The organism is Cytobacillus sp. T106 (genome assembly GCF_040492155.1).
Taxonomy (GTDB): domain Bacteria; phylum Bacillota; class Bacilli; order Bacillales; family Cytobacillaceae; genus Bacillus_AB; species Bacillus_AB infantis.
Map to the genome: position 1 here is coordinate 160,423 of NZ_JBEUMK010000010.1, position 26,864 is coordinate 187,286.

Here is a 26,864-nt window from a genome sequence, read left to right on the forward strand (position 1 = left end):
ATAGTGAAGTGCTGCACAATCTCAGCAGCAGGCTTTTTATGTATTGAGACTATATTTTTTAAAGGAGTGCTGGACTATGTCAAAACCTGAAAATCCGCTAAAACAATTCTTCAATGGAGATTTCCCGAAGCAGTATCAGGAGCCGCCAGGGGTTCAGAATGAGATGAAGGATCCTCAGCCTGACTGTGGTGAGAAAAGCTATAAAGGAACTGGTCGACTGAAGGGGAGAAAGGCACTGGTGACCGGCGGTGATTCCGGGATTGGCCGTGCTGCAGCCATTGCATATGCCCGCGAAGGTGCAGATGTAGCAATCAATTATCTCCCTGAGGAGCAGAAAGATGCTGAAGAGGTAAAAGAGCTGATTGAAGCTGAAGGCCGCAAAGCCGTTCTTATTCCTGGTGATTTAAGCGAAGAGTCATTCTGCAAAGACATGGTCGGACAGGCTCAATCAGAATTGGGAGGACTTGATGTTCTTGCCCTTGTTGCCGGCAAGCAGCAGGCAGTAGAAAATATTGAAGATCTTTCAAGCGAACAGCTCCGCAAAACATTTGAGATCAATGTATTCTCCCTTTACTGGACCGTTCAGGCGGCACTTCCGCATTTGCCTGAAGGAGCTTCTATCATCACCACTTCTTCTGTGCAGGGGTATAATCCGAGTCCGAACCTGCTGGATTATGCTGCAACTAAGTTTGCCATCAACGGTTTTACGCGGGGACTGGCTAAACAGGTAGCTTCAAAAGGAATACGTGTTAATTCTGTGGCACCAGGGCCAATTTGGACACCGCTGCAGATTTCCGGAGGGCAGCCTCAGGAAGTCATCCCGACATTTGGCCAGGACACACCTCTTAAGCGAGCTGGCCAGCCGGTCGAACTATCAAGCGTATACGTGTTCCTTGCGTCTGAAGAATCCAGCTATGTGACCGCCCAGGTATATGGAGTCACTGGAGGGATTGAGCTTGCATAAACCCAAAAAACCAATCAGCTATTTTGGCTGATTGGTTTTTTTATGGCTGCTGATTTTTTAAATCACTTAATCCGGTAAGATCTCTTTAGCAGCGGCAATAAAGCATACCCCAAAAATACTCCTGACATGTTCAGGATCAGATCATCAATGTCCAGGCTGCCCCGCCTGCTCAGAAACTGCGCTATCTCAATGGCCGATATAGCTGCAAACGGAACGGCCAGCAGAGTAAAGAAAGACCGCTTTTTCAAAAGGGAAAGGAGAAAAAGCCCAAAAGGGACGAACAGCAGGACATTTGCAGCTAAATTATAAAAGGCAACCAGGAAGTCCACCCGTCCGGCTAAATAAAATTCAATCGTACTGAAGGGGTCTAAGTTATAGTTTGCATTAGCATGATCACCCGGCCTGAAAAAAAGCAGGACCAGGAGGGAAGCGCTATATAAGGCAAAAACGAGCAGAATTAGATATTTGTTTAATGGCAGCTTTTCACCGCGGATCAGCAGACCAGCTGTAATTGTGAAGCTGGTAATGCTGGCCCATACGACAATTAAAGCGAGCGGATGCAGATATTGAATCAGATTGCCGATGAATGGCAGAGACAGGAGAAAGAAAAGCTGTGCAGCGGCGGCACTGCGGACGATTGTACGGGACATAAATAGATTCACCTTTTTAAAAGTTTTTCAGATAAGAGAATCATACACTGTAAAAATGTTCCGAACAAATGAAAAATGCCCATGAACTGTGCCGAGCACAGCAAATGGAAATTTAAAGGACAAGTGCAACTATTCTGCTGCATCCGCCTCTCTCATGATTTCTGCATAAAAGGCAATTGCGTTCAGATAGTTTTCAATTGAAATATGTTCATCTGTTCCGTGCATCCGGTTCAGGTCTTCTGAGGTGATGTGGACAGGCAGGAACCTGTATGTGTTTTTGGAGACAGAGTCATAATGCTTGGCGTCAGAGCCGGCGAACATCAAGTATGGCGCAATAACGGCATCTTTATAGACATTCCTTGCTGCCTGCTGCACTGTCTTGAACTGCCAGCTGTCAATGCTGGAAACCTTGGAAGCTTCGCTGCCGGTGACGGTAACCTTAATAGCTTCATCCTCGATTGTGTCTTCTATGAAAGACTGGATGTAATCAAGTGTGTCTCCCGGCATGACTCTCAGGTTGATGATTGCTTCTGCTTTTTCCGGCAGGGCATTGTATTGTTCCCCGGCCTGAAAGATGGTCGGAGCGATCGTAGTGCGGATAAGGGCGGCTGATGCAGGCTGCTGCAGGAGAATCCGCTCAATGACAGGCTCAAAGATCATTTTATTGGCAAAAACGTATTTCATCGGAAAGCTCATTTCCGGTGCGGTGAAATCGAATAGATCCTCGCCAGGGCCTTTCAGATCGCCTTTGAACTGTTTCTCCTCAAGCTTCGCTATCGCGCTGGATATACGGCCGATATTCGTATGGTTTTTCGGCTGCGATGAATGTCCTCCGCTGCCTTCAATCGATAGTACGGCTGTTGCAGAGCCTTTTTCAGAAATCCCTACAACTCCGACCGGCTGGCTGATGCCTGGTACCATCCCATCCACGATGGCGCCGCCTTCATCAAGGACAAATTCAAATTCGATACCCCGCTTTTTCATAGTTTCAGCGATGGCAAAGGCCCCTTCATCTCCGCCAATTTCTTCATCGAATCCGAACATTAAATAGATATCCCTCTCAGGCTGATAGTCTTCGGATAGGAGATGCTCCACTGCTTCAAGTATGCTGATGACCCCGATTTTATCATCCAGGGTACCGCGGCCCCATATTTTCTTTCCCTCCACCTTCCCGCTGAAAGGTCCTTGTTCCCACTTATTTTCCGTTCCTGAAAGGACTGGCACCACATCATAATGGCTCGTCAGGCCGATTGGGTTCTTCCCGGTATTTCCTTTCCATCTGTACACGAGTGCGTAAGAGTTGATTTTTTCAAGCTCCAGCTTCTGATGGACGAGTGGATAGCTTTCCTCCAGAAATGAAATGAACTTGTCAAACTCCTTCCAGTCAAATTTGGTTCTGTCCTGGTAGGAAACCGTTTTGTATGTAACTGCTTCTGATAAATGCCCGACAGCCTGGTCTTCATTGATATTCAAGGATGCTTCTTTTGGTTCGGGCTGCCGGGATTTGACCATTAAAGTGTTGAAACCGGTTACAGCTGCAAATAGCAGAAGCAATCCTCCGAAGATCATAAGACTGATTTTCCATTTACTCAATCTATTTCCCCCTTAGTTCTTTATCTGCTTTTATTATAGAATAATATGTTGAATTTTCGGAAAAATTTTATTGTACGATTACAATTTGTAAAGTACTCTATATTTGGGTTGAGCTGTTACTTCTTACTTCTTAAGAAAAAAGGAAAATGGACTAGGAACTGTCTCCCTGCAGCATCGTTTAATACTGTCGCCAGAAAAAATAAATGAGAGTCTATGTTTTGAAATCAGGAGGTTTGTTTGATGAAACAGGAAAAATTAATACGCCATAATGATCGGGAAACATTTGAAAAGACGAGGAAAGAGTTTGTGCAGCTAGAACTTGTAAAGCCTGAATATGAGCTTCGGCTCTGGGAAAGCAAGGCTGGAGGAAATCCTTACTTGCCAAAAGGCACCCAATATCCTCTTAATCAAGCAGGGGAGCCCCTTCATTTGCTTGCCCAGCTAAATTTAGGCAAACTCCCTAAACTGCCGGATTTTCCGGACAAAGGTATTCTATCTTTTTACATCGACTTAAATGATGATGTTTTCGGGATGAATTTTGAACAGCAGGATGACCAGTCAGGCTTCCGTGTCCTATTTTTTGCGGATGTGGAGGAAAATGAAGAAAATCTGGTCACAGACTTTTCCGCTATAGATGAACACCGTTCCAATTGTGAATATGAAGTTCTCGAAGGCGGAGAGTTTATGATTAAAGGAAAAGCTTCAAGTATGTATATAGCAGCAGGGGATTACCGGTTTGATGAAGTGATCGGGGAATCAAGCCTAAATTATTTCGAAAGGCTGGCAGAAGAAGAAATGCCAGAAGGATATGAAGAGGTTGACGACCTTTATAATGACTACAGCAATCCTGGGGGAGAAGTCCACCATCAGATGGGCGGCTACCCTTATTTCACACAGATGGATCCGCGTGAGGACGGAAGCAGATATGATACCCTCCTGTTCCAGCTGGACAGCGATTATGACAAGGTCAGTGAAAAATACGCGGTCATTTGGGGCGATGTCGGCATCTGTAATTTTTTTATTAACGTAAGCGACCTGAAGGCACGCCGGTTTGACCGGGTGCTGTTTAACTGGGACTGCTGCTGATTTGGCGGGGAGGATTTCTATGGGGCTTTTTGGATGGATTTTCTTGTGGGGGCTGCCTGCTTTACTCTTATGGAGTACGCTGCTTGCAGCGATTCACGCAAAAAGGGCAGGAAGCGAAGGACAGTTCCTTGGAAGGACTCTGACCTTTATAAGTGCGATTTATGAATATACGATTAATTCCTTTCTTACATGGCTGTCGATCATTTTTTTGGTGTTTGGCTTTTTTGCCTTAATAGAAGGCAGTATATTAGGATTCCTTTTTATGGCTGGGATCGGGGGATTGATGCTCTATTTTTGTTTTCCAAGGATGAAAATGCCTGAGTGAGGGAGAGCTGAAGCTGCAAAAACTTTTGATATTGCGAATGTTTTAATTTGGAATTTCTTGATAAGCGTTCTTAGAATAACTGCACAATGATATAATGGGTTTAAAATGAAAAGGAAATTTTTATGAAAATCAATTGGATAGCTTGCTCTATTTTCTGTTTGGCGATCAGTATTGCAGGGGGAAGCTGGTATATCGGCACAGCATTGAAGAAGGAGAACACTGAAGCAGAAGTTCAGGAAGCTGTTCAGCCTCAAATGCTGATGAAGCCTGATGAAGCTGCAGCCTATTTAGGCATTATCATGGAGGATTTTCAGAAACTAGGGCCTTTTGACCAGCAAAATTATGATGAAGGATCCATCCCATTTATTAGAATTGGATATAAAGTTTATTTTACCAGGACGGCCCTTGATTCATGGCTGAGTTCAGAAGGCTATATGATCTTTCAATAAATGAAAGAAATTTTCCGCGGCTTGTATTATAATAAAAAGAAATACGAACTGAAGGAGAAACAATATGTCTAACCAGGAAAATAACCAAAACGGCGAAAAGAAAAAAGTAAGCCTTCAAGAATTAATGAAGCAGCAGCTCGAGAAAAAGAAACAGGCGCAGGGAAATGGAAAACAAGGCGCCAAGTCAGCTGCTAAAAATCAGGTAATGAAAAGCCAGATGACTAAAAAGGCGAGTAATACCCGCAGAAAAATGGGCGTATGACCAGATGAACCCTTCTTTATAGGAAGGGTCTTTTTTATCTTAAAAAAGAATCAATTTACGCTTGAGACCTGCAGAAAGAGGGCGAACATAAGAAGAGTCTAATCGATGCATGAGCCTCGCTTCAAAAGAGACCTCATGCATAGAAAACAGTCTAATCAATGCATACCTGCACTGAATAAGTGGACTTTGAAAGTAAATGGATCACTCAGTATACTAAGCTGGCAAAAAAGGAATTCATATATAGCAAGTTAGCTTCATCCCCAGGAGACCTCCCTGCAACTTTAGTCTTAGTCCACTCAGCCAAAAGCAGCATAGGCTTTTCGCCAGAATGACGGAAGGAAACCCTTCTGCATTATGCTACATTATGATAGAAGAGCAAAAAGGGGGCTGAGCTGATGAAGGCAGTAATTGTTTCGGATAATGGGCGAGTAGGGAAAAGCTTAATATTGCTGCTGCAGGCATACCCAGAATTAGAGGTATCATTCCTGAAGGATGCACGCGGCAGCGTGCCTGATGATGCGGATGTTGTTATTGTGGATATAGACTCAATGCTGGCAAATCAGCTTAGGCTCTCTTTTTTCAGCAATCATCCTGTCATTTTTTACAGCCGCTCCAGGGAATACTCCGAGCTGGTGTATTGGCTGCATAGGTATGATGCCGATTTTATCAATGTTTATACCCATCCTGACTGTGTGCTTCATCTGATAAAAAAGGCGTGTACAAGAAGAAAGCTTAATGGTTGATATAACAACTAATATGTGTTCTAATGGAGGCAAATACTGAGAATACCGATTATTTGAACGAAGAAGGAGATGGATAGAATGGAAGAAAAACCCCTGTTTAAAAGAAGCGTCAAAGACCACTGGTATGTTGAGTATGAAGAAGCGAGCTTCCCGTTCATCCAGAAGGGCTGGGTACTGCCGGCTGACCGCTTCATGGAATTTGATCCGTTCATCCTGATGGCGGAGGACTGGTTTAAGAGGGGCGCTTTCTCTGACCATCCGCACAGGGGGTTCCAGACAGTCACCTATGTTGTGGATGGCAGGCTGGAGCATATCGACAATGCAGGAGGCCGGGATATTCTTGAGCCTGGCGATGTGCAGTATATGAATGCCGGCTGGGCAGCGCGCCATGCCGAGGAGGGCGTGGAAAATGATATTGCCCACACGCTGCAGCTTTGGCTGAACCTGCCGAAGGAATTGAAAAAATCTGAAACAAGCTATCAGAATGTTTACGGAGAGGATGCACCCACGGTGGATTTCCAAGGAGGCTCCATCAAGGTGTTTTCCGGAGACACAGCAGGTGTCAAGGGTCCGCTTAGTTCTGCAGTCCCCATTACTCTTTCTGAGATCAACTTAACTAAGGGTGCAGAATATACCCTGACCATCCCTGAAAATCATAATGCTTTTTTGTATGTCCTCTCAGGGGATATGGACTTTGGGGAAAATGAAGTGAATCTGAAAAAGCATGGAGTCGCGAGCCTTTCATACAAGGACGGCGGGGATGTTAATAAAGGCAGCGAACTTGCCATAAAGGCGAACAGCAGAAAATCAAAGGTGCTTGTATACTCCGGTGCACCGATTAAGGAAGAAATTGTTCCCTATGGTCCATTTGTGATGAACACAATGGAAGAAATCAGGGAGGCATACCGGGATTTCCATAATGGCAAATTCGGCCCGCCTGCTGTTTAAGGAGCTGGTTTCATGAATCATATGCTAAAAAATCTGTATGAATTGCTTTCCTTAGAATTGCCGGACTCTTCTTTTAGACTTAATGAACCCTTAAAGGAGCATGCTTATACAAAGCTTGGCGGACCGGCAGATCTTTACGCTGAAGCGGCATGCCCTGAGGATGCAGCTTATATTCTTAAGCAGGCAAAGCGGCAGGGGGTGCCTGTGACTCTGATAGGCAACGGTTCGAATATGATCATCAGGGATGGAGGAATCAGGGGGCTTGTTCTGTCATTGTCAAAAATGAATAAGATTTCGGTCACTGGAGAGACGGTAATTGCCGAAGCAGGCAGCCGGATCATCGATGTTTCACTCAAAGCATTAGAGCATAGCCTTTCAGGAATGGAATTTGCATGCGGGATCCCTGGGACGACTGGAGGGGCCCTTTACATGAATGCAGGTGCCTACGGCGGACAAATCTCTGATGTCCTTCAAAAAACACTAGTTCTCACAGAGGAAGGAAGCATCCTGGAACTGGGAAGAGAGAAGCTTGTGCTGAGCTATCGGAAAAGCATCATGGCTGAAAAAAAATTCATCATCCTGAAGGCAGAGTTTAATCTGTCCTTTGATTGCAAAGAGGATATATCAGCCAGGATAAAAGAAAACACGGAGGCGAGGAAAAGCAAGCAGCCGCTTGAATTTCCATCCTGCGGGAGTGTGTTCAAGCGTCCTCCTGGCCATTATGCAGGAAAGCTTATACAGGACAGCGGTCTTCAAGGTAAAAATATCGGCGGGGCAGAAGTTTCCCGCAAGCATGCCGGCTTCATCATTAATAAAGATAATTGTACGGCAAAGGATTATCTGGCACTTATAGAATATGTCAGGAAAACTGTGAAGGAAAAGCATGGTGTCGACCTTGAAACCGAAGTGATCACCCTTGGTGAGGAATTATACAAAGGGCAGCATGCCTAAAAAGCAGGGAGGTGAGCAGCGATGGGTATAGTAGTGGTGGAGATTTGCGACGGGAGCCTGATTACAGAATTGGATCTCGAAGGGCTCCTTGAAGGGGAGTATCCTGAAGTGGCCGTTATTGAAAGCAGCTGCCTCTCCTTTTGCGGCATGTGTGCCAGGCGCCCTTATGCAATCGTGAATGGAAAAAGGATTTTTGCAAAGACAGCAGAGGAGTGCCTTCATTTGATAAAAGAGCATATTGATAATGAATTGAAGGAATTTGCCATATAATAAATCTGACATTGGGAGGAATCGGCTGTGAAACTTGTCGGCATTTCAGGATCCCTGACCGGATCGAAAACATCAAAGGCTGTACATGAGATACTCGCTGCTGCAAAGCGATTGTATCCATCTATTCAGACAGAGCTGCTTGACTTAAAGGACTATAACGTTGAGTTTGTTACAGGAAAGCCGCTGACCTATTATAACAGTGATACATGGAAGGTTGTGCAGACTGTATCAGAAGCTGACCTCCTCATTATAGGCACACCGATCTATCAGGCCTCTATCACAGGAGCGCTGAAAAATCTATTTGATCATCTCGCGGTTGATGTTTTTAACTCAAAAGCAGTCGGTATTGTCACAACAGGGGGATCCGACAAGCATTTCCTTGTAGCAGAATATCAGCTCAAGCCGATTATTTCCTACCTTAAGGGAACCACCCCAGCCAGCTCAGTTTTTGTCCACAGCAAGGACTTTAATGAAGACAATGAAATTGCATCACCCATTGTTCTTGAGAGAATAGAAAAACTGGCAAGGGAACTGGTTGCTCTTCAGTTATACCTGGACAAATAAGGATTCAAATAAAAACTCCTCCTATAGCCGGAAGGAGTTTTTTCATGATTTTCAAGACAAACAAGAAAAATGCTATACTAAAAAGTACGGTTAGAGATTATTAGTATTAAAGGAGTTAACACCATGATTTATATGTATGTCGGACTCGCCGGAATGTTAGGCAGCATACTGAGATACTGGATAGGGATCAGCCTGTTCGTGGAGAATGTTTTTCCATACAGCACACTGGCCTGCAATCTGGCCGGCAGCTTTGTGCTCGCATGGCTGACAACCATTGGATTCAAAAGAATAAATGTCTCTCCTGAGCTTACGGCAGCTATTGGCACAGGCTTTGTCGGGTCGTTCACGACTTTTTCAACTTTAAGTGTGGAAACTGTCGATTTATTTAACAAGGGCCATCTGGTCCTTGGGATTCTTTATATCATCCTCAGTATGATCGGCGGGCTGCTGTTCAGCAGGCTTGGATTCAGGATAGCAAAGGAGGAGCTGGCTTCATGAGTTTCTATCACTTTGCACTGGTGGGCATCGGAGGTTTTTTCGGAAGCATGGCCCGGTTTGCCATAAGCCGGAAATACAACAGCAAAGAGAAATCCCTTCCTACTGGAACGATCATCGTCAATCTGTCTGGTGCCTTTCTGCTGGGCCTGCTGACAGGAGCCCATTTGGATCAGAAATATCTGTTATTCGCCGGCACCGGTTTTATGGGCGCTTTTACAACCTTTTCTACACTAAAGCTAGAAACCATCCAGCTGCATATCGGACAAAAGAAAAAAGCATTTTTCCTGTACATTGGCATCACCTATTTCTTCGGTATTCTACTCGCCTGCCTGGGCTATCTGACAGGAAAGATCTTATAAATATATTCGGTTATCCAAAAATGGATAGCCGTTTTTTATTGACTTATTACAAACAAAAATATATATTGTTTGTATAATTATAAACATAAATATAATAAGTTTGTATTAAGGTCATTAATCTATTGGGGGTGTTTGTATGCCGGATATATCAGCAAGCCTTTGGGAGGCGAGTCTTGAAGAAATAAAAAAAGGATACAGAGAAGAAAGTGAGAGCTTTCTATGCTTGTTATGCGGGGAGAAATTTGATAAGGGTATTGTCTATCCTTATGAAAACCTCTTGTATGAAGCTGAGAGATATACACGTCTTCATATCGAGAGATCGCATTCTTCGGTGTTTGATTATTTGCTGGGACTTGATAAGAAATGGACCGGGGTGACAGAGCACCAGAGCCAGCTTTTGCGCTTGTTCTATCAAGGGATGGCAGATAAAGAGGTGCAAGCGGAATTGGGCATAGGCAGTGCATCGACAATCAGGCATCACCGTTTTGCTCTAAAGGAAAAAGAGAGACAGGCAAAGGCTTTCCTTGCCGTCATGGAGCTCTTAAGGGAGAAGGACCGGTATGCGCCAGCTTTTATACCCCCGCATATACATGCATCTATGGTTGATGACAGATATGCCATAACTGAGGAAGAGCAGCAAAATATCGTTGATAAATTTTTACCCAATGGCATAGAAGGCGGCCTTGTAAAGTTCCCGCCAAAAGAAAAACAGCGGCTTGCAGTGATAAGGGAAATCAGTAAGCTTCTGAAGGCTGGCATAGTTTACAGCGAAAAAGAGTTAAACAGCATTATTGAGAGCATTTACGAAGACTATGCACTTATCAGAAGATATCTGATTGAATATGGCCTTCTGGACAGAAAGGCCGATGGAAGCGCATATTGGCTGAAAAGATAAACCGAAGGAGGAAATAATCATGGACCGGAGAAAAGAACTGAAAAATCAATTCAAGGAAGTCCCAGTGGAAGCGGGTGTTTTTCAAATAAAAAACAAACACAACCATAAAATGTTTATTGGAAGTACCAGGAATCTAAAGACACTGAATGGATTGAAATTCAGTCTGGAAACAGGCTCTTATGTAAATAAGCCCCTTCAGGAGGACTGGAGGAAGTACGGGATGGATGCCTTCGAAATCTCGGTGATTGAGGTTCTAAAGAAGAAGGAAGACCCCTATTATAATGAAAAGGAAGCTTTGGCAGAGATGGAAGAGAAGTGGCATAATCATTTTCAGCCCTATGGCGAAAAAGGTTACCACACCCGGACCAAATAAAAAAGAAGAGGTCTCCCTCTTCTTTATTTATTTATCTTCATCTTTCCAGGTCTGTACATTGTCTGTTTCCAGTATGCCAAGTGTTGCATCGCCGATGTCGGTATCGGTCAGCAGCAGGTCGCGTACTCTGAATTTGATATCATCAGCATCTGCCAGTGAAAGGCCAGCCCTCAGCTCGATGTAGCTTTCTACATGAAAGCGCCTGCCTTCCTGCAGGATCCGCATATCCATGATATCGACCACATCAGGATCGGAAAGAATCATATTTGCCACACGGTCCTCCACGATTTTCGGTGCGGCTACCCCGATCAGGCCGATGGTATTTTCATAGCCGATTTTTACGGCGATTCCTGTGAGCAGTAAGCCGATCAGTATTGTTCCGACTCCATCAAGAAAGTAAAAACCTGTAAAGTGAGCAAGCAGGATGGAGACAAGTGCCAGCAGTGCGCCAAATGTGGCAATCAGGTCTTCATAAAACACCAGCCTGGTCGGCGGCGATGCCAGGCCATTATTCTTGAACGCAGTCGTGACAATGCTAAAGCCTTTGGCCTCACTGCGGGTTTCATGATTGATTTCCTTCATTGCCTTTACCAGAATGAAGCCGTCAACCCCTATTGCCAGAAGCATGATGGAAATATTAAGCAGGATATTGGTGGACTCTTTTGGGTGCTGGATCAGCTCCCAGCCTTTGTGGATTGTTTCATAGGCCATGATCGCGATGACGATGACCGCAACCAGGACAAACAGGTTGACAACACGCCCGAAGCCGGTAGGAAATCTTTTCGTCGGCTCCTTCTCAGCAAGGGCACTGCCGATGAATACAAAGCCCTGATTAAGGGCATCTGCTGCAGAGTGAAGGGTGGTTGCAAGCATTGTACCGCTGCCGCTTATGGCAGCAGCTACCCCTTTGGCAATCGTCAGCACAGTATTGCCAATCGCAGCAATGCCGGATGATTTGTTACCTTTTTTCAACAATTGAATAAAAGACATCTTTTCACCTCTCCATTTTTTCCAAATGGTTTGTCCAGTATTTAGCATAACCATCTGGCATTGATTTATCATTTTTGAACATTTTATGGACAGAAGGACTAATAGATTGCCACCGGCCAAAAATGACAGTAAAATAAGAACTAACTATAACGTGCCAGTAAGGGGGTGATTCATTTGGGAACGAGCAATTAAAGCTGCTTGGCTTTTCAACAGCAACCTATGATGCAAGGGGTTCTGTAAACTATTACACCAAATTTAGTTTGCTGAAACCTGTACGTTCTAAATTGAATTGCCGCTGCAGCCTGGCCGGGATTCGGCTTAAGTAATGGATTGAAGGCTGCTGCAACACCAGCGCCTGAAAAGTTCTTAAAAAACATGAGTAATAGAAATATTTCTCCTGACTTGCCTGATCAACTGACAGGGGATACGCAGCGGTCATGACCCTAATTTTCCAGGAGGTGTACGCCTTACTCTGTAAGGCTATTCATTGACCACTATTAACTTGATCATTTTTGCTATTTTAATTGCATTGACCGCCTTTTTCGTGGCGACGGAATTTGCAATCGTTAAAGTAAGATCTTCTAAGATTGACCAGCTTATTGCAGAAGGGAAAAACGGGTCACTGGCTGCAAAAAAAGTCGTGACTCATCTTGACGAGTATCTTTCTGCCTGCCAGCTCGGCATTACCGTGACAGCACTGGGCATCGGCTGGGTGGGAGAATCGACATTTGAAGTGATCCTGCACCCTGTGCTTGAATATTTCCAAGTAAGCGAATCGCTTTCCCATATTCTGACTCTGGCTTTTGCGTTTGCTATTGCCACTTTCCTGCATGTTGTCGTAGGGGAGCTTGCCCCGAAGACTCTTGCCATTCAAAAGGCTGAGAGAATCACATTGCTCTTTGCGAGGCCCATCATCTGGTTTTACCGTCTGATGTATCCTTTCATCTGGTTCCTTAACGGGTCAGCACGTTTGCTTGTCGGACTTTTTGGCCTGAAACCTGCGTCCGAGCATGAGCTTGCCCATTCAGAGGAAGAACTCCGCCTGCTTTTGTCAGAAAGCTATAAGAGCGGTGAAATCAACCAGAACGAACTGAAATATGTCAACAATATCTTTGAATTCGATGAAAGAGTTGCAAAAGAAATCATGGTGCCGCGCACCGAAATGATAACGATCAGCATTGAGGATGAATTTGAAGAAATCATGCTGACGGTGGAAGAGGAGAATTATACCCGCTATCCTGTTGTCAATGGAGACAAAGACCATATCATCGGCTATGTTAATGTGAAGGAATTCCTCACTGCAAAAATCCTGGATGACGGTAAAATTCACGAACTTGCCGAGTTCGTCAAACCTGTTATGCATGTGATTGAAAATATACCGATTCATGATCTGCTGGTAAAGATGCAGAAAGAACGTACCCATATTGCAATCATTATGGATGAGTATGGAGGAACATCAGGACTTGTTACGGTAGAAGATATACTCGAAGAAATCGTTGGGGAAATCAGGGATGAATTCGATGACGATGAAGTTCCTGAAATCCGGAAGGTGAAGGAAGATGAGTATATCCTTGATGCCAAAATGCTGCTTGAGGACGTAAACGATCTTCTCGGAATTGAACTGTTGAGTGATGATATCGATACGATCGGCGGGTGGGTCCTTTCGCAGGATTTCGATGCTGAAATTGGAACTGAAGTAGAGGCAGAAGGATTTATTTTCAAAATTACTGAAAAAGACGGACACCAGGTTCTGTATATTGAAGTAAAGAGAGTTTCATAGCATGACAAAAAGGATGCAGCCTTCAGGTGCATCCTTTTTGTCCAGAAACAAGGCAGGTCAGCTGACGCGGGCCTGCTTTGTTTGTTTTGAGGCAATTTCTTTGACGCCCAATATATCCAACAGAAACATAAATACAGGTATACCCACGATCAGACCCCAAATACCGAAAAAATGCTCCGAGAAGATAAGTACAATGAAGGTATAAAAAACCGGAAGCTCTGTTTTGGAAGACATCAGCTTCGGATTAAGGATATAAGCTTCGATAGCATGAATGACCATGACGACCAGGATGATATAGCCGACGAGCATGAATCCGCCTATGGAATAGGCTATGATTGTCAGCGGAATCATAGAGATAATGACACCAGCTACAGGGATTAAACCCAGGACTAATACCATTAAAGACAGGGCCACCAGCTGCGGGAAGTCCATGATCCAAAGAGCCAGTGTTGTCAGGATGCAGTTGACAATGGCTATAACAAACTGAGCCTCAATGACTTTTCCGAATGTCATGGAGAACTTTCTTGAAAAATATTCAATTTCATCATAAAAAGCAGCGACTTTGCTTGTCTTGAATTTTAAGGTAAAATCAATCAGTTTCTTCTTTTCAAGAAGGAAAAACAGGCTGAGCAGCAGGGATATCAGCACTTGCATGCCGATTTTGCTTATATCAGTAAAATATTTCAGCAAAAATGTAAATCCTTGCTCAAGATATTTGTTAATATCATTTTGTTCAATGAACAATACAATATAATTGATGAATCCATTTTCATGGGGATGCAGATAAAACGCCTGCAGCTGGGCAATCAATTGTGTTACTTCCCGTGAAATGACAGGCAAATAATTAATGGCCGCGAGTGTCAGGCCGCCGATCAAAACCAGGTATAAAAACATTACCACCAGCGGCCGGTTAAGGTTCCATTTATCTGTAAGCAGGGTGGTCAGCCGGTCCATTAAAAAGGAAAAAATAAAGGTCAGCAGGATGATATTGATCATGCTGTGAAGTGAAATAAGGAGCAAGAGGATGATCGCAAAAATGATGATCCGCTTCGCACCAGTCTTTACCCAAATATTTCTCCAGTTTTCCATTCATGTGCTCCCTCTGATTCTTATAAAACAACATCTGTTTTATAAGAAATATAAAATGATATTACTATTCAATTATAGCATCTAAACTCTCCAATACTAGCTTTCCTGCCTCTGCTCAAAGCTATTTTTTAAATTTGAAGGAAATTCATTCTAATTAAAAGATACGCAATGGATTATTGGTTCATTCACCATCATAAAAATAATGAAAATGCCGTTAACTGAATGGATAAAGAAGCATAGCTCGTACAATAGAACTAGTAAAATTTGTAACATAAATGTAAAAAATCCTCCGTTAAGCATACAGAAATCTTCTCCAAAAGCATATAAGCTATTCGTATATAAAAGAGAAGGGGGATCGGCTCTTGGAAGAAATTTTGCAGAAGGTAGTCTGTCCTTGCTGTTCCCGCGGGACTGTACAAAAAAGAAGGCTTTTAAGCAAGATACTTTCCTTGCCAGTCCAAGGCAAAACGGCAGGATGGCTGTCCGAAAGCATCGAAGACTTTCTGCTTTCTGAAAGCATTCCGCTTGATAAACTTATGGAAATTCGGAAAGAACTGAACGCATCGATTGAAAAGCAAAAGAACCTTCAGGGAACTGTCAAAATACTTGACCGATATTTTAAAAGTGCCAATCGCTGTTTTTATTGCTGTCATTCTTTTTAGCAGATTAGGGTTTGCAGCATAAAATCTAAGTTAGAAATATGTCCACAGATCTATAGAAGATCGAAAAAATAGCAATCAAGAAGAATTTCTCACGGATTTTATCTGATACACTGGATAAAACGCCAGGAGGAGGCTCTATATGTACATTGAAATGACCACTCAGCTGCGAGTGGCAGATTTTAAAAGAGGCGAGGCTTGGTATACCATCCTTCTCAAGAGAGCACCTGACTTTATTCCGCATAAAGGGTTTGCTGAGTGGGAGCTTGTGCCTGGCAGCTGGCTGCAGCTGGCGTCAGGGAATACTGCAGAAGGAAGCGGGCCTATCCGCCTCGGGGTCAAGGATATTGAAGCAGAAAGACAGCGGCTGATGGATGAATTAATGATAGAACCCTTTTTAATACAGTCGCGAAGCGGGGTACCGGTAAAATGGGGCACTTTTACGGATCCTTGGGGAAATTTGCTGGGACTCTTTGAATATATGGATAAATCAGAAGAAAAGAAACGCATACGAGAAATATGGGGACATACGGTATAAAGCAGAGTGAATATCCTCTGTTTTTTTCTTTGCTTATTTTTTCCTCAAAAAAGAAGGACTTATACATTCATTATCGAAATGCATATTGATATAGCAGTAAATGGGAGGTACTAGGAAGGCAAATGAAGAAGTGGTTTGGTTCAGCTGGTGTTTGTATTGAAAATGGAAAACTGCTGATGGTCCTGCAGGGAACCCCTGATGAAGAAAAACGCTGGTCAGTTCCATCGGGCGGCCAGGAGCAGGGAGAGAGCAGTGAGGATTGCTGTATCAGGGAAGTGTTTGAGGAGACAGGATATTTGGCTGAAATCATCCGTCCTTTGTTCGTGAAAGAGACTGAATTTTCGGAAGTGGGTTATTTTGAAATTAAAATAGCTGGCGGCAGACCTGTTATCCAGGACCCTGATGGACTTATTTATGATATTTCCTGGATAGGCGCAGAAGAGCTTGAAAGAATCCCCCTTTCTTTCCCTGAGGACAGGCAGTTTCTGCTTCAGCTGTTAGTGAATCAGGAACTCCTCGAAGAGGTATAGAAAGAGTGGCATGCCTAATGAATGAGAATAGAAAAATCCATGTTATCGGCTCTGTTGGAAGCGGCAAAACAACTTTGGCCAGAAAGTTATCTGCCCAGCTCGGAATTCCCCATTATGAACTGGACAATGTGGTATGGGAAAGGGGGCCGCACGGTGACAAACGAAGGACTGAAAAGGAAAGGGATGCTCTGTTACAGGAAATTATTTCTTCTGACAGCTGGATCATTGAAGGTGTTCACCACACCTGGATCATGGAAAGCCTTAGGCAGGCGGACCAGATCATTCTGCTGGATCCCCCTAATAGACAAAGAATCTATAGGATCATTAAACGGTTCATTAAGCAAAAGCTTCATATGGAAAAAGCAAACTACAAGCCGACATTGGAAATGTTCAGGAAAATGTTCAGATGGAACCGGTATTTCGAAACAGTAAGCAAGCCGCAAATAATGGAATTGCTCAAGCCTTTTGAGGAAAAGCTGTATGTTTTGGAGGATGATAAGAAAATGCATGAAATAATGGAGGTGTTAGTATGAATCTGCTGCTGATCCTGCTGGCAATGCTGTCTTCGGCAGGCTTTCTGTATTACTGGGGCCAGATTGAAGGCTCAGATGATCAATAAGGAAGAGCTATTCATAGGAGGCTAAAAAAGAAGAATCCCTGCATAAAGGGATTCTTAACTATGTTCCAGCCACATGATGGCCAGATAGTAGGCAAACATAGTTAGAAGTCCGACCGGGACCCCAAACCTTGCCCATTCTTTGCTGGTGATTTTCAGCTTCCCGGCAGAGATGATGTTGGGAATATTCCCGGGGATCAGCATGCCGCCTGAAATCAGGAGCCCGAGAAGGATGGACTGAATCGTAAAATGGTCCATTGAAGGGCTGATTTCTGCTGCTGCTAGAGTTGCATTGTCGAGAATGGCGGAAATCATGTTGACCCAATAAAGAAGTGCTGGACTCTGGCCGATCAGGTAATGCCTGATAAGCGGCTCAAAGCCGGCGCCAAGGAAGGTCAGCCCCATAACAAACAGGTAGACTTTGATGCTTCTTGCCAGTATTTCTTCATATGTTTCATTTCCGGATTCTTTGCGGAAGCTTCCGGGCCGTTTTTCAGGAGGCTGGATAAGGAGCATGCTCATAATCGCTAATGCAAGCAGGGCTGCGATTACCTCAGGCCCAATCAGCTCTACCAGGAAAAAGAAGTCCTCATTCAGCTTTGAAATAGCTATGGTTGACAGGGGTTCTCCAATAGGAGTAAGGGCAGCCCCGAGGCCGATGGAAAAGCAGGACAGCACAGTAAAGCGAACCTCTGCCTGCCGTTCAAGCCGGAGGGCGCCGACAATCAGGACGAGCACCAGCGCGGCAATGATTGCGGTAATGATGCTGGAAACCAGTCCCAGGACGACAACCGTTAAAGCGGAAAACAGCCTGAATGGCATTCTTCTGCTTATCCCCATGATGATCCTTTCAAGCGGCCTCTTCAGCCATTTGAACAGCAGACCGGCAGCCAGGACAGCCGCAGTGATTTTAATTGGATCCCATGCAGCCTTAAGGAATAGTTCGCCATTGAATATCCCGCTCATATAAGCCGCCAGAATTCCCATTGCAAAGAGGAAAATCTCCAGATTGTGTTCCACAGCTTTCAGCGTAAATGGCAGCAGCAGAACGAGAAAAAAGATTATAATTAATCCAGTCATGATCATCTGCCTATTCTTGATTAGATTGTCCCTTAAAAGAAGGAACAGCCTATATATATGCAGCTGAAAGGACAAACTTTCATGATAAAGGCAAATCAGCGGAAATCAATTGAAAAAGGAAGACAGCTCTAGCGGTCTTCCTTTTTCCCTATAATTCCATAGAAAAATATATTTGTAATATCTTCAGTCAGCGGCAAAGCCTTGCTGTATACCTCTTCCCGCTGAAAATACTCCTTCATCATCTGTACATAGAACAGCATACTCTCAAACGAAAGATCAGGATTGATATATCCTTGTTCATGCCCTTGCCTGAACAGCTCCTTGAAAAGGGGGATGGCTTTATCCTCATAGATTTTATCTATATAATTGCCTTCCACAGAATACTCCTTCATCATATATTGATAAAACTCTTCGTGGATTCCATTGGCATTTTCCTTTTTATTAAAAATGATTTTCTTCACTTTATCCGGAAATGCATCATTGCTGCTGATTAGCTGCTCAAATTCACTGGATGCTTTGTCAACATAATAGAGGAATACCTCATGGATGAGCTTATGCTTGCTTTCAAAATAATTATATATGGTCACTTGTGAAACATGTGCTTCCTTCGCAATTTCTGATATAGACACTTTATGAATTCCCGAGTCCATAAACAGTTTAATGGCAGCCTCAAGTATATGGCGCTGCTTTTGTTCTTTTCTGCGCTGAAATCCGTCCAATTTATTCACCTCAAACCTATTGTAATGAAATTTATGTAATATAACAAATAAAATAGTTCATAAACTCTTGTAAGAAGTAGAATTTATATGTAATATGAACTCGAACGATAAAAATATTTCATAAATATGAAAAGAAGTAAGAGCCGAAGCGGGGAGGAATGAAAATGGCGTTATTAGAAACGAACCGCCTTGTAAAAAGGTTCGGAAAGTTTACAGCCTTGAATGATATTAACATTGAAGTGAATGAAGGGGAAATTTACGGGTTTATAGGACCGAACGGTGCCGGAAAGTCCACCACAATCAAAATATTGCTCGGTATCCTGAAGGCAACCTCAGGAGAAGCAAGCCTGTTTGGAAGGGATGCCTGGAAAGATGCTGTAGATATTCATAAAAAGATTGCCTATGTGCCTGGAGACGTCAATTTATGGCCAAATCTTACAGGGGGAGAGATATTAGACCTTTTTGCAAGGCTCAGGGGAACTGCCGATAAAAAGCGGACAAAGGAATTACTGGAAAAGTTTAACCTGGATCCTTCAAAAAAAAGCAGGACCTATTCAAAAGGAAATCGGCAAAAAGTCGCTCTTGTGTCAGCTTTTTCTTCAGACGCAGAACTGTTTATCCTGGACGAACCAACTTCAGGACTTGACCCATTAATGGAAATCGTCTTCCAGGAATGCGTGCTGCAAGCAAAAAATCAGGGGAAAAGCGTCCTTTTATCCAGCCATATTCTTTCCGAAGTGGAAAAGCTGTGCGACCGGGTCGGCATTATAAGGCAGGGAGAAATCATAGAAACGGGATCGCTTGCCGAGCTCCGCTACCTGACCCGCACACAGTTGGTTTTTCAAACCAGCAATAGTGTTCCGGATCTTGAGGGCCAGAAAGGGGTTCATGACCTTAAGGCCAATGGGGGAATTATTTCACTGAAGGCAGATGCTGAAGATCTCGGTGCGATACTTCAATATGTCAGCCAGTTTGGCATCATAAAGCTGGAGAGCATGCCGCCGACCCTGGAAGAACTCTTCATGCGCCATTATGAAGCATCACCGGATCATGGCGGAAAAAGCAGGAGGGGAACTGAATGGGAAAGAGACTATTCAGCAGGACAGGGTTTCTAATCCTTTTTCTGCTCAGGAGGGACAGAGTCTGGGCAGCCGTCTGGGTCTTAGCGCTTGCAGGGCTGACAATTGCGACTGCTTCAGCTTTCACTGATTTATACAAGACCGGTGCTGAACGCCAGGCCATTGCAGAAACAATGAAGAATCCGGCTATGACTGCGATGGTAGGACCTGGCTTTGGGCTGGAAAACTATACTGCCGGCCCGATGATGGCCCATCAGATGCTCCTATTCACAAGCATGGCTGCAGCCATTATGAGCATCCTCCTGATGGCAAGGCATACCCGGAATGATGAAGAAGAGGGAAGGATCGAGCTGATCCGTTCATTGCCTGTTGGCAGAATGGCCAATCTGACAGCTGCTGTCATTGTTTTGTTTGCTGTGAATACAGTTTTGGCCATGATCACTGGTTTAGGTCTTTACTGCCTGCAAATTGAAAGTATCGGTCTGGAAGGTTCACTGCTTTATGGAGCTGCAATCGGTGCGGCAGGCATCCTTTTTACAGGGATAGCTGCTTTGTTCGCCCAGCTTTCAGACAATGCAAGGGGAACAGCCGGCTGGTCCTTTGCTGTTCTTGGCATCGCCTACCTGATACGAGCTGTCGGGGATGTGAGCGGCGGCAGCCTGTCCTGGTTTTCGCCGCTCGGATGGATAGTGTTCACGGAAGTATACGTTAATGACTATTGGTATCCTGTCATCCTCACAGTCTTCGCTGGCCTCCTGATAACAGCAGCAGCTTTTTATTTCAATCTTAGACGCGATATTGATGCAGGGCTTTTCCCGTCAAGACCAGGGAAGATAAAGGCCTCCCCGCTGCTGTCCAGCCCCTTTGCACTGGCGTTCCGGCTGCAGCGGACTGCCATTATTGCCTGGGCCGCGGGGATGTTTATCCTTGGTGTTTCCTACGGATCTGTGTTTGGGGATCTGGAGTCTTTTTTCACGGAAAATGAAATGCTCAAGAGGATGATTGACCCTGCAAGCAGCATATCACTGACAGAACAATTCATGACGATGCTGATGTCCGTCATATCTATGATCACATGCATTCCGCCGCTGATCTTCTTTCTAAGGCTTAAGAGCGAGGAGAGAAACGACAGAATCGATATACTATTGTCAAAACCCATTTCACGGCTGAGACTGGCAGGAAGCTATTTGTGCCTATCACTGATTTCCAGCGTTGTCATGCAAATGCTGGCTATTTTTGGACTTTGGGGGGCGGCTGTATCCGTTATGGAAGATCCGATTCCATTTGGAAGTATGCTGAGTGCCGGTATTGTTTATTTGCCAGCTGTCTGGCTGATGGCAGGCGCGGCCGTCCTTCTGCTTGGATACCTCCCAAGGCTGACTGGCCTCATATGGATTATACTCGGCTATTCTTTCATTATCGTTTATTTGGGAAGCTTGCTTAACTTTCCCGAATGGCTTGCGAGGCTGTCGCCATTTGGCTATGTTCCGTCATTGCCTGCAGAAGAATTAAATAGGGGACCTCTGTTTTTGCTGATTGTTGCTGCTGTTTTCGCTTCTGCCGGTTTCACAGGTTATCGAAACAGGGACCTTGGCTGAAAATTAGAGTGCAGAAACGGATGGCTGGATACCGGCCATCCGTTTTGTTTGCAAAATAGACATTTTACCACTGGCAACCGTACAAGCCGCGTATAGCTGCATCACATATAAATTAAGAGAGTGAAGAAACTTCACAATGCTTTCAGAACTTCAGCTCCCTTATTCAACGGGAGGACCTGTCAGCAAAAAATTCCAAGGAGTGATATGAGAATGTCAGATCAAAAAAAGAAAAAGTCAACAAGCTATCAGCATAATATGAACTATGGATGCCCGCCGAAGCACACGCCGAAATATCCGGCAAACCATCAGATTGATGGATACTGCAAGCCGTCCAACAAAGGGGAAACAGAAACAGTTGATGCCTTTACACGCTCATTCCCGCCGCGCGGAGACTTTCAATTCTTCCCTGTCATTGATGCAAATGTGGTGCTGGCAGAAGTTCTTCTTGAAGCTGATGTAGAGGCGCATATCGAACTGCCGACTCCGGCAAAGGAAATCAAATCCATCCGCAAAAACGTACACCTGACTCAAGCTAAGGTAATTCCTTCTGTTGTCAGAAGAGACCTGGTAAAAGTGTTCATTACCGGCGTAGTCCACAAAAACATTCAGTATGTAGAAGAATACAGCGGATATGTAAGAGATTATGGCGTAGACATCAAGTTCAGCACCAATCAGCAGGTCCGTATCTTCAATCCTGTAAATAACAGAACAAGCCAAAAGTCCAGCGTCCACGAAAACCGCTTCCTGGACAAAAAAGGACATGGTGCAGATAAAGACCAATTCGGTTCCTATCATTCCGAGTTCTTTAATGAGCCAATTGAAGTGAAACTGCTTGGAGCTATTATTAACGAGCTTGATTTGGCTAAAGATCACAATCTGTGCGGCAGCTTTAAGAAAATCACTGAAAAAATGGAAGTTGTTATTTTCTTAAAACTTTTCCAGAAACAGCAGTTTGACCCACGCTGTGGATTTGGGGCAGATGAATTTGCAGCTGATAATTTCGATGCTCAACCAGAATTTCAGGGTCAATATGAGGACGGACAGGACTTTGACAAGCCTGATCTGAACGGATTCGGAGACAGCTACGAAGAGGATGCCGATTCTGGAAAAGGCGCTGACAGCCTCCGCAAATCACTGCGCGGCCAAATGAAGGAAATTCTTCGCAATGCATACAACCAAGGCTCTAATCAGTAATAAGCAGAGTTGAAACAGAAAAGAGGGACAGGCAGCAGCTTGTTCCTTTTTTCTGTTTACATAATAATTTTATCGTCTATTATTTTTCGTTTCTTTATAGAAAAATAATCGAAAAAAAAAGCCTTCTCATTGAAGGCTGGGGAGGTAAATAGGGTATTAGCGGTATTCATTCAATCCTGTCCCGAAAATATCGAATTCGGGGGCTGTTCCTTTAGTAGAAGGAGGGACGACAGAACTGCTACCTGTTAAGCTGATAACCAATTTCTTGGGCTCCACTTCACCTGACCGAATGGCGGCTGCATCAGTTTCTGCCTTGAATGGGTTTTCAATCATGGACATGGCTGATTCAACTCCTCCTTTAATATTTCATACACTTTTTTAATACCCAGCTGGACAAGTTCAAAACCTTGCCCGGTAAGAAATCTTGAAATTTAATGTCTATTTTTATTCAAAAACGCTCTCTGCTGTTTATAGTCGACCTTTCGAATAGTTTCAATAATATACCGGTTCAGAAGCGACTTGATCGTAAGTGAAGCAAATGAATGGTATCCTGTCCATCCTTTCTGCCATTTAACAAGCTTTGTTCTCCGTTCAGCCCATGATTCTATCCGAAAGATGATAAAAGTAATGACAATCATTTTAACAAAAAGAAGCACCCCTTTGTCCCTGCTTGTCACCTGGTTGGCAAGCAGGGAGGCTGTCGGGTAAAACAGATAGTCAAATAGTATATTGATATCACTCAGCTTTGGCAAAAACCGGACAGGATAGGAAACAAGCTTCTTGCTGACAACATATTTATCAATGATCCCATTTGTGTACGCATTGAAAAGGTATGCAAGAAGCCAATCTTTAATGGGCGGTTTCCTTAAGGTGAAAAAGAGGATGCAGATTGAAAAAATAGACATGAACCATAGTACTTTTCTGTCTGAAGCATTTCGTCCCATCGCTCTTCATTCCCTTCTTTAAAATTAAGGCTCGGCTGTGTTTGTCGCACCGAAAGGCAGCAGGATATTCTGCTCTGAAAAAGCCTGCTTTTACACCGTAAAAATTCTGTCTATATGACCTCAAACCACCAGCAATGTTTAAAGAGCCAAAAATATAAAAAAGACCTATTAATAGCATGTTCAGAAGCAGTTTTTTTATGAAGCCAAGTGGATGAAAGTGAGGGAACTGAAAAAAAAAACAGCCTCTGAAGAGACTGTTTCTAATTATTAATGATTGACCTGATATCTATAGAAGCCATATCGCGAGCCGCAGCAAAGGAGCGGACATTCTTTGTCGCCCAGTAATCATAAAGCCGTGCCAGGCTGTTACGGTCGTATACCTGATGGGCATATGAGTCATAAAAATAAACAAGCAGGACATTGACAACTACCTTCGGCAGCTGTCTCCGGTTGTTCAGGGACCTGAGTGCCAGGTTTTCCAGTCCGCGCACTTTTCCTCCTGTAAGCCTTGTGACCATTTCAAGAGGGGTGGCTGTTTCACAAAAACGGATAAAATCCGGATCATACAAGTTATTCAGCATCATAAATCTCCTGTTTATGGATTCTCTCTTAACTATACACGTTATTTTTTCCCCTGTACCATATGTGTCTGAAAAGACACGTTAATGTGCTTGGTCAGGAATAAGCTGAAGCGGAAGGATAATCGTAACCGCTGTGCCCCTGTTCACTTCACTTTCATATTCTATTCTACCATCCATTTCCCTGACGATCTTATTAGTCACCATGCTGCCAAGCCCCGTTCCTTTTGATTTTGTTGTGTAGAAAGGAAGACCTATCTTTTTCAGCTGTTCCTCTGTCATGCCGATTCCATTGTCAATAACCTTAAGGGATACCGTGTTCGAAAGCTGATTGGGCTGGATGGTGATCTGAATCTGCCCGTCTTTCTCTGTAGATTCTATGGCATTTTTGATTACATTCATGATGGCCTGCTTCAGATGGTGCTCATCACCGCGGACAAAATGATGCCCCTGTTCCTCAAAAAGTATCGAAGTATCAATGTAATTCGCCAGCGGACGGAGCAAGTCCACACTATCCCTGACGACTTTTTCGAGATTCATGACAGTCAGATTGAATTGTTCCGGCTTGGCGATTTTTAAATAATCAGTGATGATCTTATTGGTTCTGTCCAATTCCTCCAATATGAGTGGAGAAAAGGATTTAACCTGATCATCTGTCGTCTTTTCGCTCAAATACTGGATGAATCCCCTGACTGTTGTAAGCGGGTTCCGGATTTCGTGGGCAATGGCAGCAGCCATCTGTCCGACCATCGTCAGCTTGTCCAGATACACAACCTCTTCTATCTGCTTATTCGTCTTAATGAGTTTCTCGATAATCAGTATAATACTGCTGAAAGTAATATAAAAAGCAGTAAAGTACATGAGATAAAAAGATAAATCCAAAAATCTTATATTGAAGTAAATGACCAGGATATATAGGATTGCATAAACTGCAAATGCTGCAGAGCTTATGATCAATTTATATGAAGTTTCAATATATTTCTTCCGGAAAGCGAGCCCGACCAGCATAGCAAGCAATGATACCACAACACCGGTAATCATAAATGGACCGCCAATGGCCATTCTGATCAGCGAGACGACAAGTACAACGATCAGGCCTGGTATAGGCCCGGCATAGAGAGAAATGATCAGTATCGCGATCATCCTGAAATCGAAGTGAGTGTCTCCAAGTGTCTCAATAGGATACAGCATGCAAAAGACTGCTCCCAAAGATCCAATCAGCCCGTAAGTAAGCTTGTGCTTAAAGGAAAGCAGCTCCTTTACTTGAAAAGGAAAAAATAAATTTGCATTAAAGGTGAATGAGAATAATATCGTCATGTTTATTAAAAGCGTTTTTAGCAAAGTAATCAAATGTGATCCCCCAAAAATGACTTGGATAAGAAAGCGTGGCAAACTGCCACCCTTATTATACTCGCATATCCTTGTCTGCGGGGAAATTGTACAAAATTCCTGTTTTTTTGCAGGAAAACCCTTGGCCTTATTTGTATATATTTCAGAAAACGATAATGGAAGTGGAACCAATGAACAGAATTTCTGCTGTGGAAAGCAAATATAAGTTCAAAATAAGCAAAGAAGAGAAGCTGACTGGCCGTGTTTCGCTTTTAAATTCTGAAGACGGGATGCGTTATATTCTCAAAAAGACGAACGGTCATGATCTGGAGAGAGAAGGGGAGCTGCTCCGGATTTTAAAGGATAAAGGACTACCCGCCCAGCAGCTGTTATTTGCATTAGATGGGTCTCGATCCTTTACTCATAGCGGCAAGGAATACAGCCTTTACAACTATTGCAAAGGGGAAAACTTCAAGGCTGACGAAGTACTGATATCTGAAAAAGCACCACAGCTGCTGGCATCATCCATTGCGGCTTTTCATGCTGAAATGAAAGAAATCGAACTTGGCTATCCGGAGAAGGAACTTTATAAAACTGTCTATGGTTTTGCTGTCCCTGAGGTGGTGAAAAGCCCATTAGCAAGGGGGGATTCTATCAGAGAGATTATTGCTGCTGTAGAGCCGGCTGTCAGAAGTATGTCTGACACACTTCCCAGGCAGCTGATTCATCGCGATGCACATTTTTATAACATTCTTTTTGATGAAGGCAGGTTTTCAGGCATGATCGATTTTGAAATCGCTGAAGTAAACCACCGAATTTTTGATATTTGCTATTGTGCGACCAGTGTATTATGCGAAATCTTTGGTGATGAAGAAAAAAGGGAACAGTGGGTGCTGTTTTCAAAAATGCTTTTCAAGTACTATGATGAAACAATCGGTCTGACGGCTCATGAAAAGAAGTATTTTGGGGAAATGCTGCTCTGCATCCAGCTGATCTTTATGGCTTATTTTTCAAGAGATAAGGAATTGTTCAGCTTGAATGCTGAAATGCTTGTCTGGATTTATGAAAGGCGGGGTGAATGGCAGCAGTTATAGATCAGGTTTGCTCCTAAAAGCCAGTTACAGCACAGGCTATCATGAGAAAAGGGCGTTATTAGCAATTTTTGGGATTTATTAGCAACTTTTTCAGTTTATTAGCAACTTAAACCATAT

Annotated in this window: 33 protein-coding genes; 23 read left to right on the forward strand and 10 right to left on the reverse strand. The window is 43.7% G+C overall.

The genetic code is table 11. The features are described 5' to 3' along the window. Positions 1-76 precede the first annotated feature (76 nt). Complete coding sequence (locus ABU165_RS17830; RefSeq protein WP_129612738.1) at positions 77-964, forward strand: SDR family oxidoreductase; 888 nt, start codon at positions 77-79, stop codon at positions 962-964. A gap of 62 nt (positions 965-1,026) precedes the next feature. Here the strand turns inward: ABU165_RS17830 and ABU165_RS17835 are convergent, their stop codons facing one another. Together ABU165_RS17835 and ABU165_RS17840 are read right to left on the reverse strand one after the other, a co-directional pair. Then, positions 1,027-1,614: a VanZ family protein gene (locus ABU165_RS17835; RefSeq protein ID WP_129612739.1), complete on the reverse strand. Its 588-nt coding sequence runs from the start codon at positions 1,612-1,614 to the stop codon at positions 1,027-1,029. A gap of 129 nt (positions 1,615-1,743) precedes the next feature. Next, a complete protein-coding gene (locus ABU165_RS17840) occupies positions 1,744-3,207 on the reverse strand; it encodes a M20 family peptidase (RefSeq protein ID WP_129612740.1) in 1,464 nt (487 codons plus the stop codon). A gap of 240 nt (positions 3,208-3,447) precedes the next feature. Here ABU165_RS17840 and ABU165_RS17845 point away from each other — a divergent pair, with 240 nt between their 5' ends. From ABU165_RS17845 to ABU165_RS17905, 13 genes are all read left to right on the forward strand, one after another. Then, on the forward strand, positions 3,448-4,293 hold the full coding sequence (locus tag ABU165_RS17845) for a YwqG family protein (RefSeq protein WP_094767569.1): 846 nt from the start codon (positions 3,448-3,450) through the stop codon (positions 4,291-4,293). A gap of 19 nt (positions 4,294-4,312) precedes the next feature. Next, entirely contained in the window at positions 4,313-4,618 is a 306-nt protein-coding gene (locus ABU165_RS17850) for a hypothetical protein (protein WP_009793537.1), read from the forward strand. 122 nt (positions 4,619-4,740) lie between these two features. Next, complete coding sequence (locus tag ABU165_RS17855; protein ID WP_318060272.1) at positions 4,741-5,067, forward strand: MerR family transcriptional regulator; 327 nt, start codon at positions 4,741-4,743, stop codon at positions 5,065-5,067. Positions 5,068-5,131: 64 nt separating this feature from the next. Further along, the gene (locus tag ABU165_RS17860; RefSeq protein WP_009793540.1) at positions 5,132-5,329 is read left to right on the forward strand and encodes a hypothetical protein; all 198 of its coding nucleotides are present in this window, start codon (positions 5,132-5,134) and stop codon (positions 5,327-5,329) included. Positions 5,330-5,724: 395 nt separating this feature from the next. Beyond that, the gene (locus ABU165_RS17865) at positions 5,725-6,072 is read left to right on the forward strand and encodes a hypothetical protein (protein ID WP_094767568.1); all 348 of its coding nucleotides are present in this window, start codon (positions 5,725-5,727) and stop codon (positions 6,070-6,072) included. Between the two features lie 78 nt (positions 6,073-6,150). Next, positions 6,151-7,020 (forward strand): pirin family protein, encoded by an 870-nt coding sequence (locus tag ABU165_RS17870; RefSeq protein WP_318060271.1) that lies wholly within the window; start codon positions 6,151-6,153, stop codon positions 7,018-7,020. 12 nt (positions 7,021-7,032) lie between these two features. After that, the gene (murB, locus tag ABU165_RS17875; protein WP_009793543.1) at positions 7,033-7,971 is read left to right on the forward strand and encodes a UDP-N-acetylmuramate dehydrogenase; all 939 of its coding nucleotides are present in this window, start codon (positions 7,033-7,035) and stop codon (positions 7,969-7,971) included. Between the two features lie 21 nt (positions 7,972-7,992). Then, positions 7,993-8,241: a YuzB family protein gene (locus tag ABU165_RS17880; protein ID WP_009793544.1), complete on the forward strand. Its 249-nt coding sequence runs from the start codon at positions 7,993-7,995 to the stop codon at positions 8,239-8,241. 27 nt (positions 8,242-8,268) lie between these two features. Beyond that, positions 8,269-8,805: an NADPH-dependent FMN reductase gene (locus tag ABU165_RS17885; RefSeq protein WP_094767565.1), complete on the forward strand. Its 537-nt coding sequence runs from the start codon at positions 8,269-8,271 to the stop codon at positions 8,803-8,805. A gap of 123 nt (positions 8,806-8,928) precedes the next feature. Next, positions 8,929-9,303: a fluoride efflux transporter CrcB gene (gene crcB, locus ABU165_RS17890; protein ID WP_129612744.1), complete on the forward strand. Its 375-nt coding sequence runs from the start codon at positions 8,929-8,931 to the stop codon at positions 9,301-9,303. Beyond that, entirely contained in the window at positions 9,300-9,662 is a 363-nt protein-coding gene (locus ABU165_RS17895; protein WP_129612745.1) for a fluoride efflux transporter FluC, read from the forward strand. The genes crcB and ABU165_RS17895 overlap by 4 nt, the downstream gene beginning before the upstream one ends. A 136-nt stretch (positions 9,663-9,798) precedes the next feature. After that, entirely contained in the window at positions 9,799-10,557 is a 759-nt protein-coding gene (locus ABU165_RS17900; protein ID WP_129612746.1) for a DUF2087 domain-containing protein, read from the forward strand. Positions 10,558-10,576: 19 nt separating this feature from the next. Next, positions 10,577-10,930: a GIY-YIG nuclease family protein gene (locus ABU165_RS17905; protein WP_248137595.1), complete on the forward strand. Its 354-nt coding sequence runs from the start codon at positions 10,577-10,579 to the stop codon at positions 10,928-10,930. A 27-nt stretch (positions 10,931-10,957) separates the two neighbouring features. On the opposite strand, the gene ABU165_RS17910 is transcribed toward ABU165_RS17905, so the two are convergent. After that, positions 10,958-11,920, reverse strand: a complete 963-nt coding sequence (locus tag ABU165_RS17910) for a cation diffusion facilitator family transporter (protein WP_094767562.1) — start codon at positions 11,918-11,920, stop codon at positions 10,958-10,960. 487 nt (positions 11,921-12,407) lie between these two features. On the opposite strand from ABU165_RS17910, the gene ABU165_RS17915 reads away from it, so the two are divergent. Further along, a complete protein-coding gene (locus ABU165_RS17915; protein WP_022543927.1) occupies positions 12,408-13,700 on the forward strand; it encodes a hemolysin family protein in 1,293 nt (430 codons plus the stop codon). A gap of 57 nt (positions 13,701-13,757) precedes the next feature. Here the strand turns inward: ABU165_RS17915 and ABU165_RS17920 are convergent, their stop codons facing one another. Then, a complete protein-coding gene (locus ABU165_RS17920) occupies positions 13,758-14,789 on the reverse strand; it encodes an AI-2E family transporter (protein WP_248137594.1) in 1,032 nt (343 codons plus the stop codon). Between the two features lie 362 nt (positions 14,790-15,151). On the opposite strand from ABU165_RS17920, the gene ABU165_RS17925 reads away from it, so the two are divergent. The 4 genes from ABU165_RS17925 to ABU165_RS17940 all read left to right on the forward strand — a co-directional run bounded on the left by ABU165_RS17925 (position 15,152) and on the right by ABU165_RS17940 (position 17,049). Then, the gene (locus ABU165_RS17925) at positions 15,152-15,451 is read left to right on the forward strand and encodes a hypothetical protein (RefSeq protein ID WP_009793553.1); all 300 of its coding nucleotides are present in this window, start codon (positions 15,152-15,154) and stop codon (positions 15,449-15,451) included. Between the two features lie 139 nt (positions 15,452-15,590). After that, entirely contained in the window at positions 15,591-15,986 is a 396-nt protein-coding gene (locus ABU165_RS17930; protein WP_318060270.1) for a VOC family protein, read from the forward strand. 122 nt (positions 15,987-16,108) lie between these two features. Continuing rightward, positions 16,109-16,516 (forward strand): NUDIX domain-containing protein, encoded by a 408-nt coding sequence (locus tag ABU165_RS17935; RefSeq protein WP_094767560.1) that lies wholly within the window; start codon positions 16,109-16,111, stop codon positions 16,514-16,516. A gap of 17 nt (positions 16,517-16,533) precedes the next feature. After that, the gene (locus ABU165_RS17940) at positions 16,534-17,049 is read left to right on the forward strand and encodes an AAA family ATPase (RefSeq protein ID WP_009793556.1); all 516 of its coding nucleotides are present in this window, start codon (positions 16,534-16,536) and stop codon (positions 17,047-17,049) included. A 140-nt stretch (positions 17,050-17,189) separates the two neighbouring features. On the opposite strand, the gene ABU165_RS17945 is transcribed toward ABU165_RS17940, so the two are convergent. Further along, a complete protein-coding gene (locus tag ABU165_RS17945) occupies positions 17,190-18,215 on the reverse strand; it encodes a DUF1646 family protein (protein ID WP_035402480.1) in 1,026 nt (341 codons plus the stop codon). A 125-nt stretch (positions 18,216-18,340) separates the two neighbouring features. After that, positions 18,341-18,931: a TetR/AcrR family transcriptional regulator gene (locus ABU165_RS17950; RefSeq protein WP_022543926.1), complete on the reverse strand. Its 591-nt coding sequence runs from the start codon at positions 18,929-18,931 to the stop codon at positions 18,341-18,343. 164 nt (positions 18,932-19,095) lie between these two features. Here ABU165_RS17950 and ABU165_RS17955 point away from each other — a divergent pair, with 164 nt between their 5' ends. From ABU165_RS17955 to ABU165_RS17965, 3 genes are all read left to right on the forward strand, one after another. Continuing rightward, entirely contained in the window at positions 19,096-20,046 is a 951-nt protein-coding gene (locus ABU165_RS17955; RefSeq protein ID WP_318060269.1) for an ABC transporter ATP-binding protein, read from the forward strand. Then, positions 20,010-21,608 carry an ABC transporter permease gene (locus tag ABU165_RS17960; protein WP_318060268.1) on the forward strand — a complete coding sequence of 533 codons (1,599 nt, stop codon included), beginning with the start codon at positions 20,010-20,012 and terminating at the stop codon, positions 21,606-21,608. The genes ABU165_RS17955 and ABU165_RS17960 overlap by 37 nt, the downstream gene beginning before the upstream one ends. 210 nt (positions 21,609-21,818) lie before the next feature. Continuing rightward, a complete protein-coding gene (locus tag ABU165_RS17965; RefSeq protein ID WP_009793563.1) occupies positions 21,819-22,802 on the forward strand; it encodes a CsxC family protein in 984 nt (327 codons plus the stop codon). 156 nt (positions 22,803-22,958) lie between these two features. Here ABU165_RS17965 and ABU165_RS17970 read toward each other — a convergent pair whose 3' ends face one another. From ABU165_RS17970 to ABU165_RS17985, 4 genes are all read right to left on the reverse strand, one after another. Continuing rightward, the gene (locus ABU165_RS17970; protein ID WP_009793564.1) at positions 22,959-23,141 is read right to left on the reverse strand and encodes a hypothetical protein; all 183 of its coding nucleotides are present in this window, start codon (positions 23,139-23,141) and stop codon (positions 22,959-22,961) included. Positions 23,142-23,233: 92 nt separating this feature from the next. After that, on the reverse strand, positions 23,234-23,746 hold the full coding sequence (locus ABU165_RS17975; RefSeq protein WP_022543924.1) for a CBO0543 family protein: 513 nt from the start codon (positions 23,744-23,746) through the stop codon (positions 23,234-23,236). Positions 23,747-24,006: 260 nt separating this feature from the next. Continuing rightward, positions 24,007-24,327: a hypothetical protein gene (locus ABU165_RS17980; protein ID WP_022543923.1), complete on the reverse strand. Its 321-nt coding sequence runs from the start codon at positions 24,325-24,327 to the stop codon at positions 24,007-24,009. 81 nt (positions 24,328-24,408) lie between these two features. Continuing rightward, on the reverse strand, positions 24,409-25,674 hold the full coding sequence (locus ABU165_RS17985) for an ATP-binding protein (protein ID WP_094767554.1): 1,266 nt from the start codon (positions 25,672-25,674) through the stop codon (positions 24,409-24,411). A gap of 170 nt (positions 25,675-25,844) precedes the next feature. On the opposite strand from ABU165_RS17985, the gene ABU165_RS17990 reads away from it, so the two are divergent. Further along, the gene (locus ABU165_RS17990) at positions 25,845-26,747 is read left to right on the forward strand and encodes a phosphotransferase enzyme family protein (protein ID WP_165352603.1); all 903 of its coding nucleotides are present in this window, start codon (positions 25,845-25,847) and stop codon (positions 26,745-26,747) included. Positions 26,748-26,864: the final 117 nt, after the last annotated feature.

What these genes read in the sequence shown, in the direction of transcription:
- ABU165_RS17830 (WP_129612738.1), top strand. Translation starts at nt 77, where the DNA reads ATGTCAAAACCTGAAAATCCGCTAAAACAATTCTTCAATGGAGATTTC.
- ABU165_RS17835 (WP_129612739.1), bottom strand. Translation starts at nt 1,614, where the DNA reads ATGTCCCGTACAATCGTCCGCAGTGCCGCCGCTGCACAGCTTTTCTTT.
- ABU165_RS17845 (WP_094767569.1), top strand. Translation starts at nt 3,448, where the DNA reads ATGAAACAGGAAAAATTAATACGCCATAATGATCGGGAAACATTTGAA.
- ABU165_RS17850 (WP_009793537.1), top strand. Translation starts at nt 4,313, where the DNA reads ATGGGGCTTTTTGGATGGATTTTCTTGTGGGGGCTGCCTGCTTTACTC.
- ABU165_RS17855 (WP_318060272.1), top strand. Translation starts at nt 4,741, where the DNA reads ATGAAAATCAATTGGATAGCTTGCTCTATTTTCTGTTTGGCGATCAGT.
- ABU165_RS17860 (WP_009793540.1), top strand. Translation starts at nt 5,132, where the DNA reads ATGTCTAACCAGGAAAATAACCAAAACGGCGAAAAGAAAAAAGTAAGC.
- ABU165_RS17865 (WP_094767568.1), top strand. Translation starts at nt 5,725, where the DNA reads ATGAAGGCAGTAATTGTTTCGGATAATGGGCGAGTAGGGAAAAGCTTA.
- ABU165_RS17870 (WP_318060271.1), top strand. Translation starts at nt 6,151, where the DNA reads ATGGAAGAAAAACCCCTGTTTAAAAGAAGCGTCAAAGACCACTGGTAT.
- murB (WP_009793543.1), top strand. Translation starts at nt 7,033, where the DNA reads ATGAATCATATGCTAAAAAATCTGTATGAATTGCTTTCCTTAGAATTG.
- ABU165_RS17880 (WP_009793544.1), top strand. Translation starts at nt 7,993, where the DNA reads ATGGGTATAGTAGTGGTGGAGATTTGCGACGGGAGCCTGATTACAGAA.
- crcB (WP_129612744.1), top strand. Translation starts at nt 8,929, where the DNA reads ATGATTTATATGTATGTCGGACTCGCCGGAATGTTAGGCAGCATACTG.
- ABU165_RS17895 (WP_129612745.1), top strand. Translation starts at nt 9,300, where the DNA reads ATGAGTTTCTATCACTTTGCACTGGTGGGCATCGGAGGTTTTTTCGGA.
- ABU165_RS17900 (WP_129612746.1), top strand. Translation starts at nt 9,799, where the DNA reads ATGCCGGATATATCAGCAAGCCTTTGGGAGGCGAGTCTTGAAGAAATA.
- ABU165_RS17905 (WP_248137595.1), top strand. Translation starts at nt 10,577, where the DNA reads ATGGACCGGAGAAAAGAACTGAAAAATCAATTCAAGGAAGTCCCAGTG.
- ABU165_RS17910 (WP_094767562.1), bottom strand. Translation starts at nt 11,920, where the DNA reads ATGTCTTTTATTCAATTGTTGAAAAAAGGTAACAAATCATCCGGCATT.
- ABU165_RS17920 (WP_248137594.1), bottom strand. Translation starts at nt 14,789, where the DNA reads ATGGAAAACTGGAGAAATATTTGGGTAAAGACTGGTGCGAAGCGGATC.
- ABU165_RS17930 (WP_318060270.1), top strand. Translation starts at nt 15,591, where the DNA reads ATGTACATTGAAATGACCACTCAGCTGCGAGTGGCAGATTTTAAAAGA.
- ABU165_RS17935 (WP_094767560.1), top strand. Translation starts at nt 16,109, where the DNA reads ATGAAGAAGTGGTTTGGTTCAGCTGGTGTTTGTATTGAAAATGGAAAA.
- ABU165_RS17940 (WP_009793556.1), top strand. Translation starts at nt 16,534, where the DNA reads ATGAATGAGAATAGAAAAATCCATGTTATCGGCTCTGTTGGAAGCGGC.
- ABU165_RS17955 (WP_318060269.1), top strand. Translation starts at nt 19,096, where the DNA reads ATGGCGTTATTAGAAACGAACCGCCTTGTAAAAAGGTTCGGAAAGTTT.
- ABU165_RS17960 (WP_318060268.1), top strand. Translation starts at nt 20,010, where the DNA reads ATGGGAAAGAGACTATTCAGCAGGACAGGGTTTCTAATCCTTTTTCTG.
- ABU165_RS17965 (WP_009793563.1), top strand. Translation starts at nt 21,819, where the DNA reads ATGTCAGATCAAAAAAAGAAAAAGTCAACAAGCTATCAGCATAATATG.
- ABU165_RS17970 (WP_009793564.1), bottom strand. Translation starts at nt 23,141, where the DNA reads ATGTCCATGATTGAAAACCCATTCAAGGCAGAAACTGATGCAGCCGCC.
- ABU165_RS17975 (WP_022543924.1), bottom strand. Translation starts at nt 23,746, where the DNA reads ATGGGACGAAATGCTTCAGACAGAAAAGTACTATGGTTCATGTCTATT.
- ABU165_RS17980 (WP_022543923.1), bottom strand. Translation starts at nt 24,327, where the DNA reads ATGCTGAATAACTTGTATGATCCGGATTTTATCCGTTTTTGTGAAACA.
- ABU165_RS17990 (WP_165352603.1), top strand. Translation starts at nt 25,845, where the DNA reads ATGAACAGAATTTCTGCTGTGGAAAGCAAATATAAGTTCAAAATAAGC.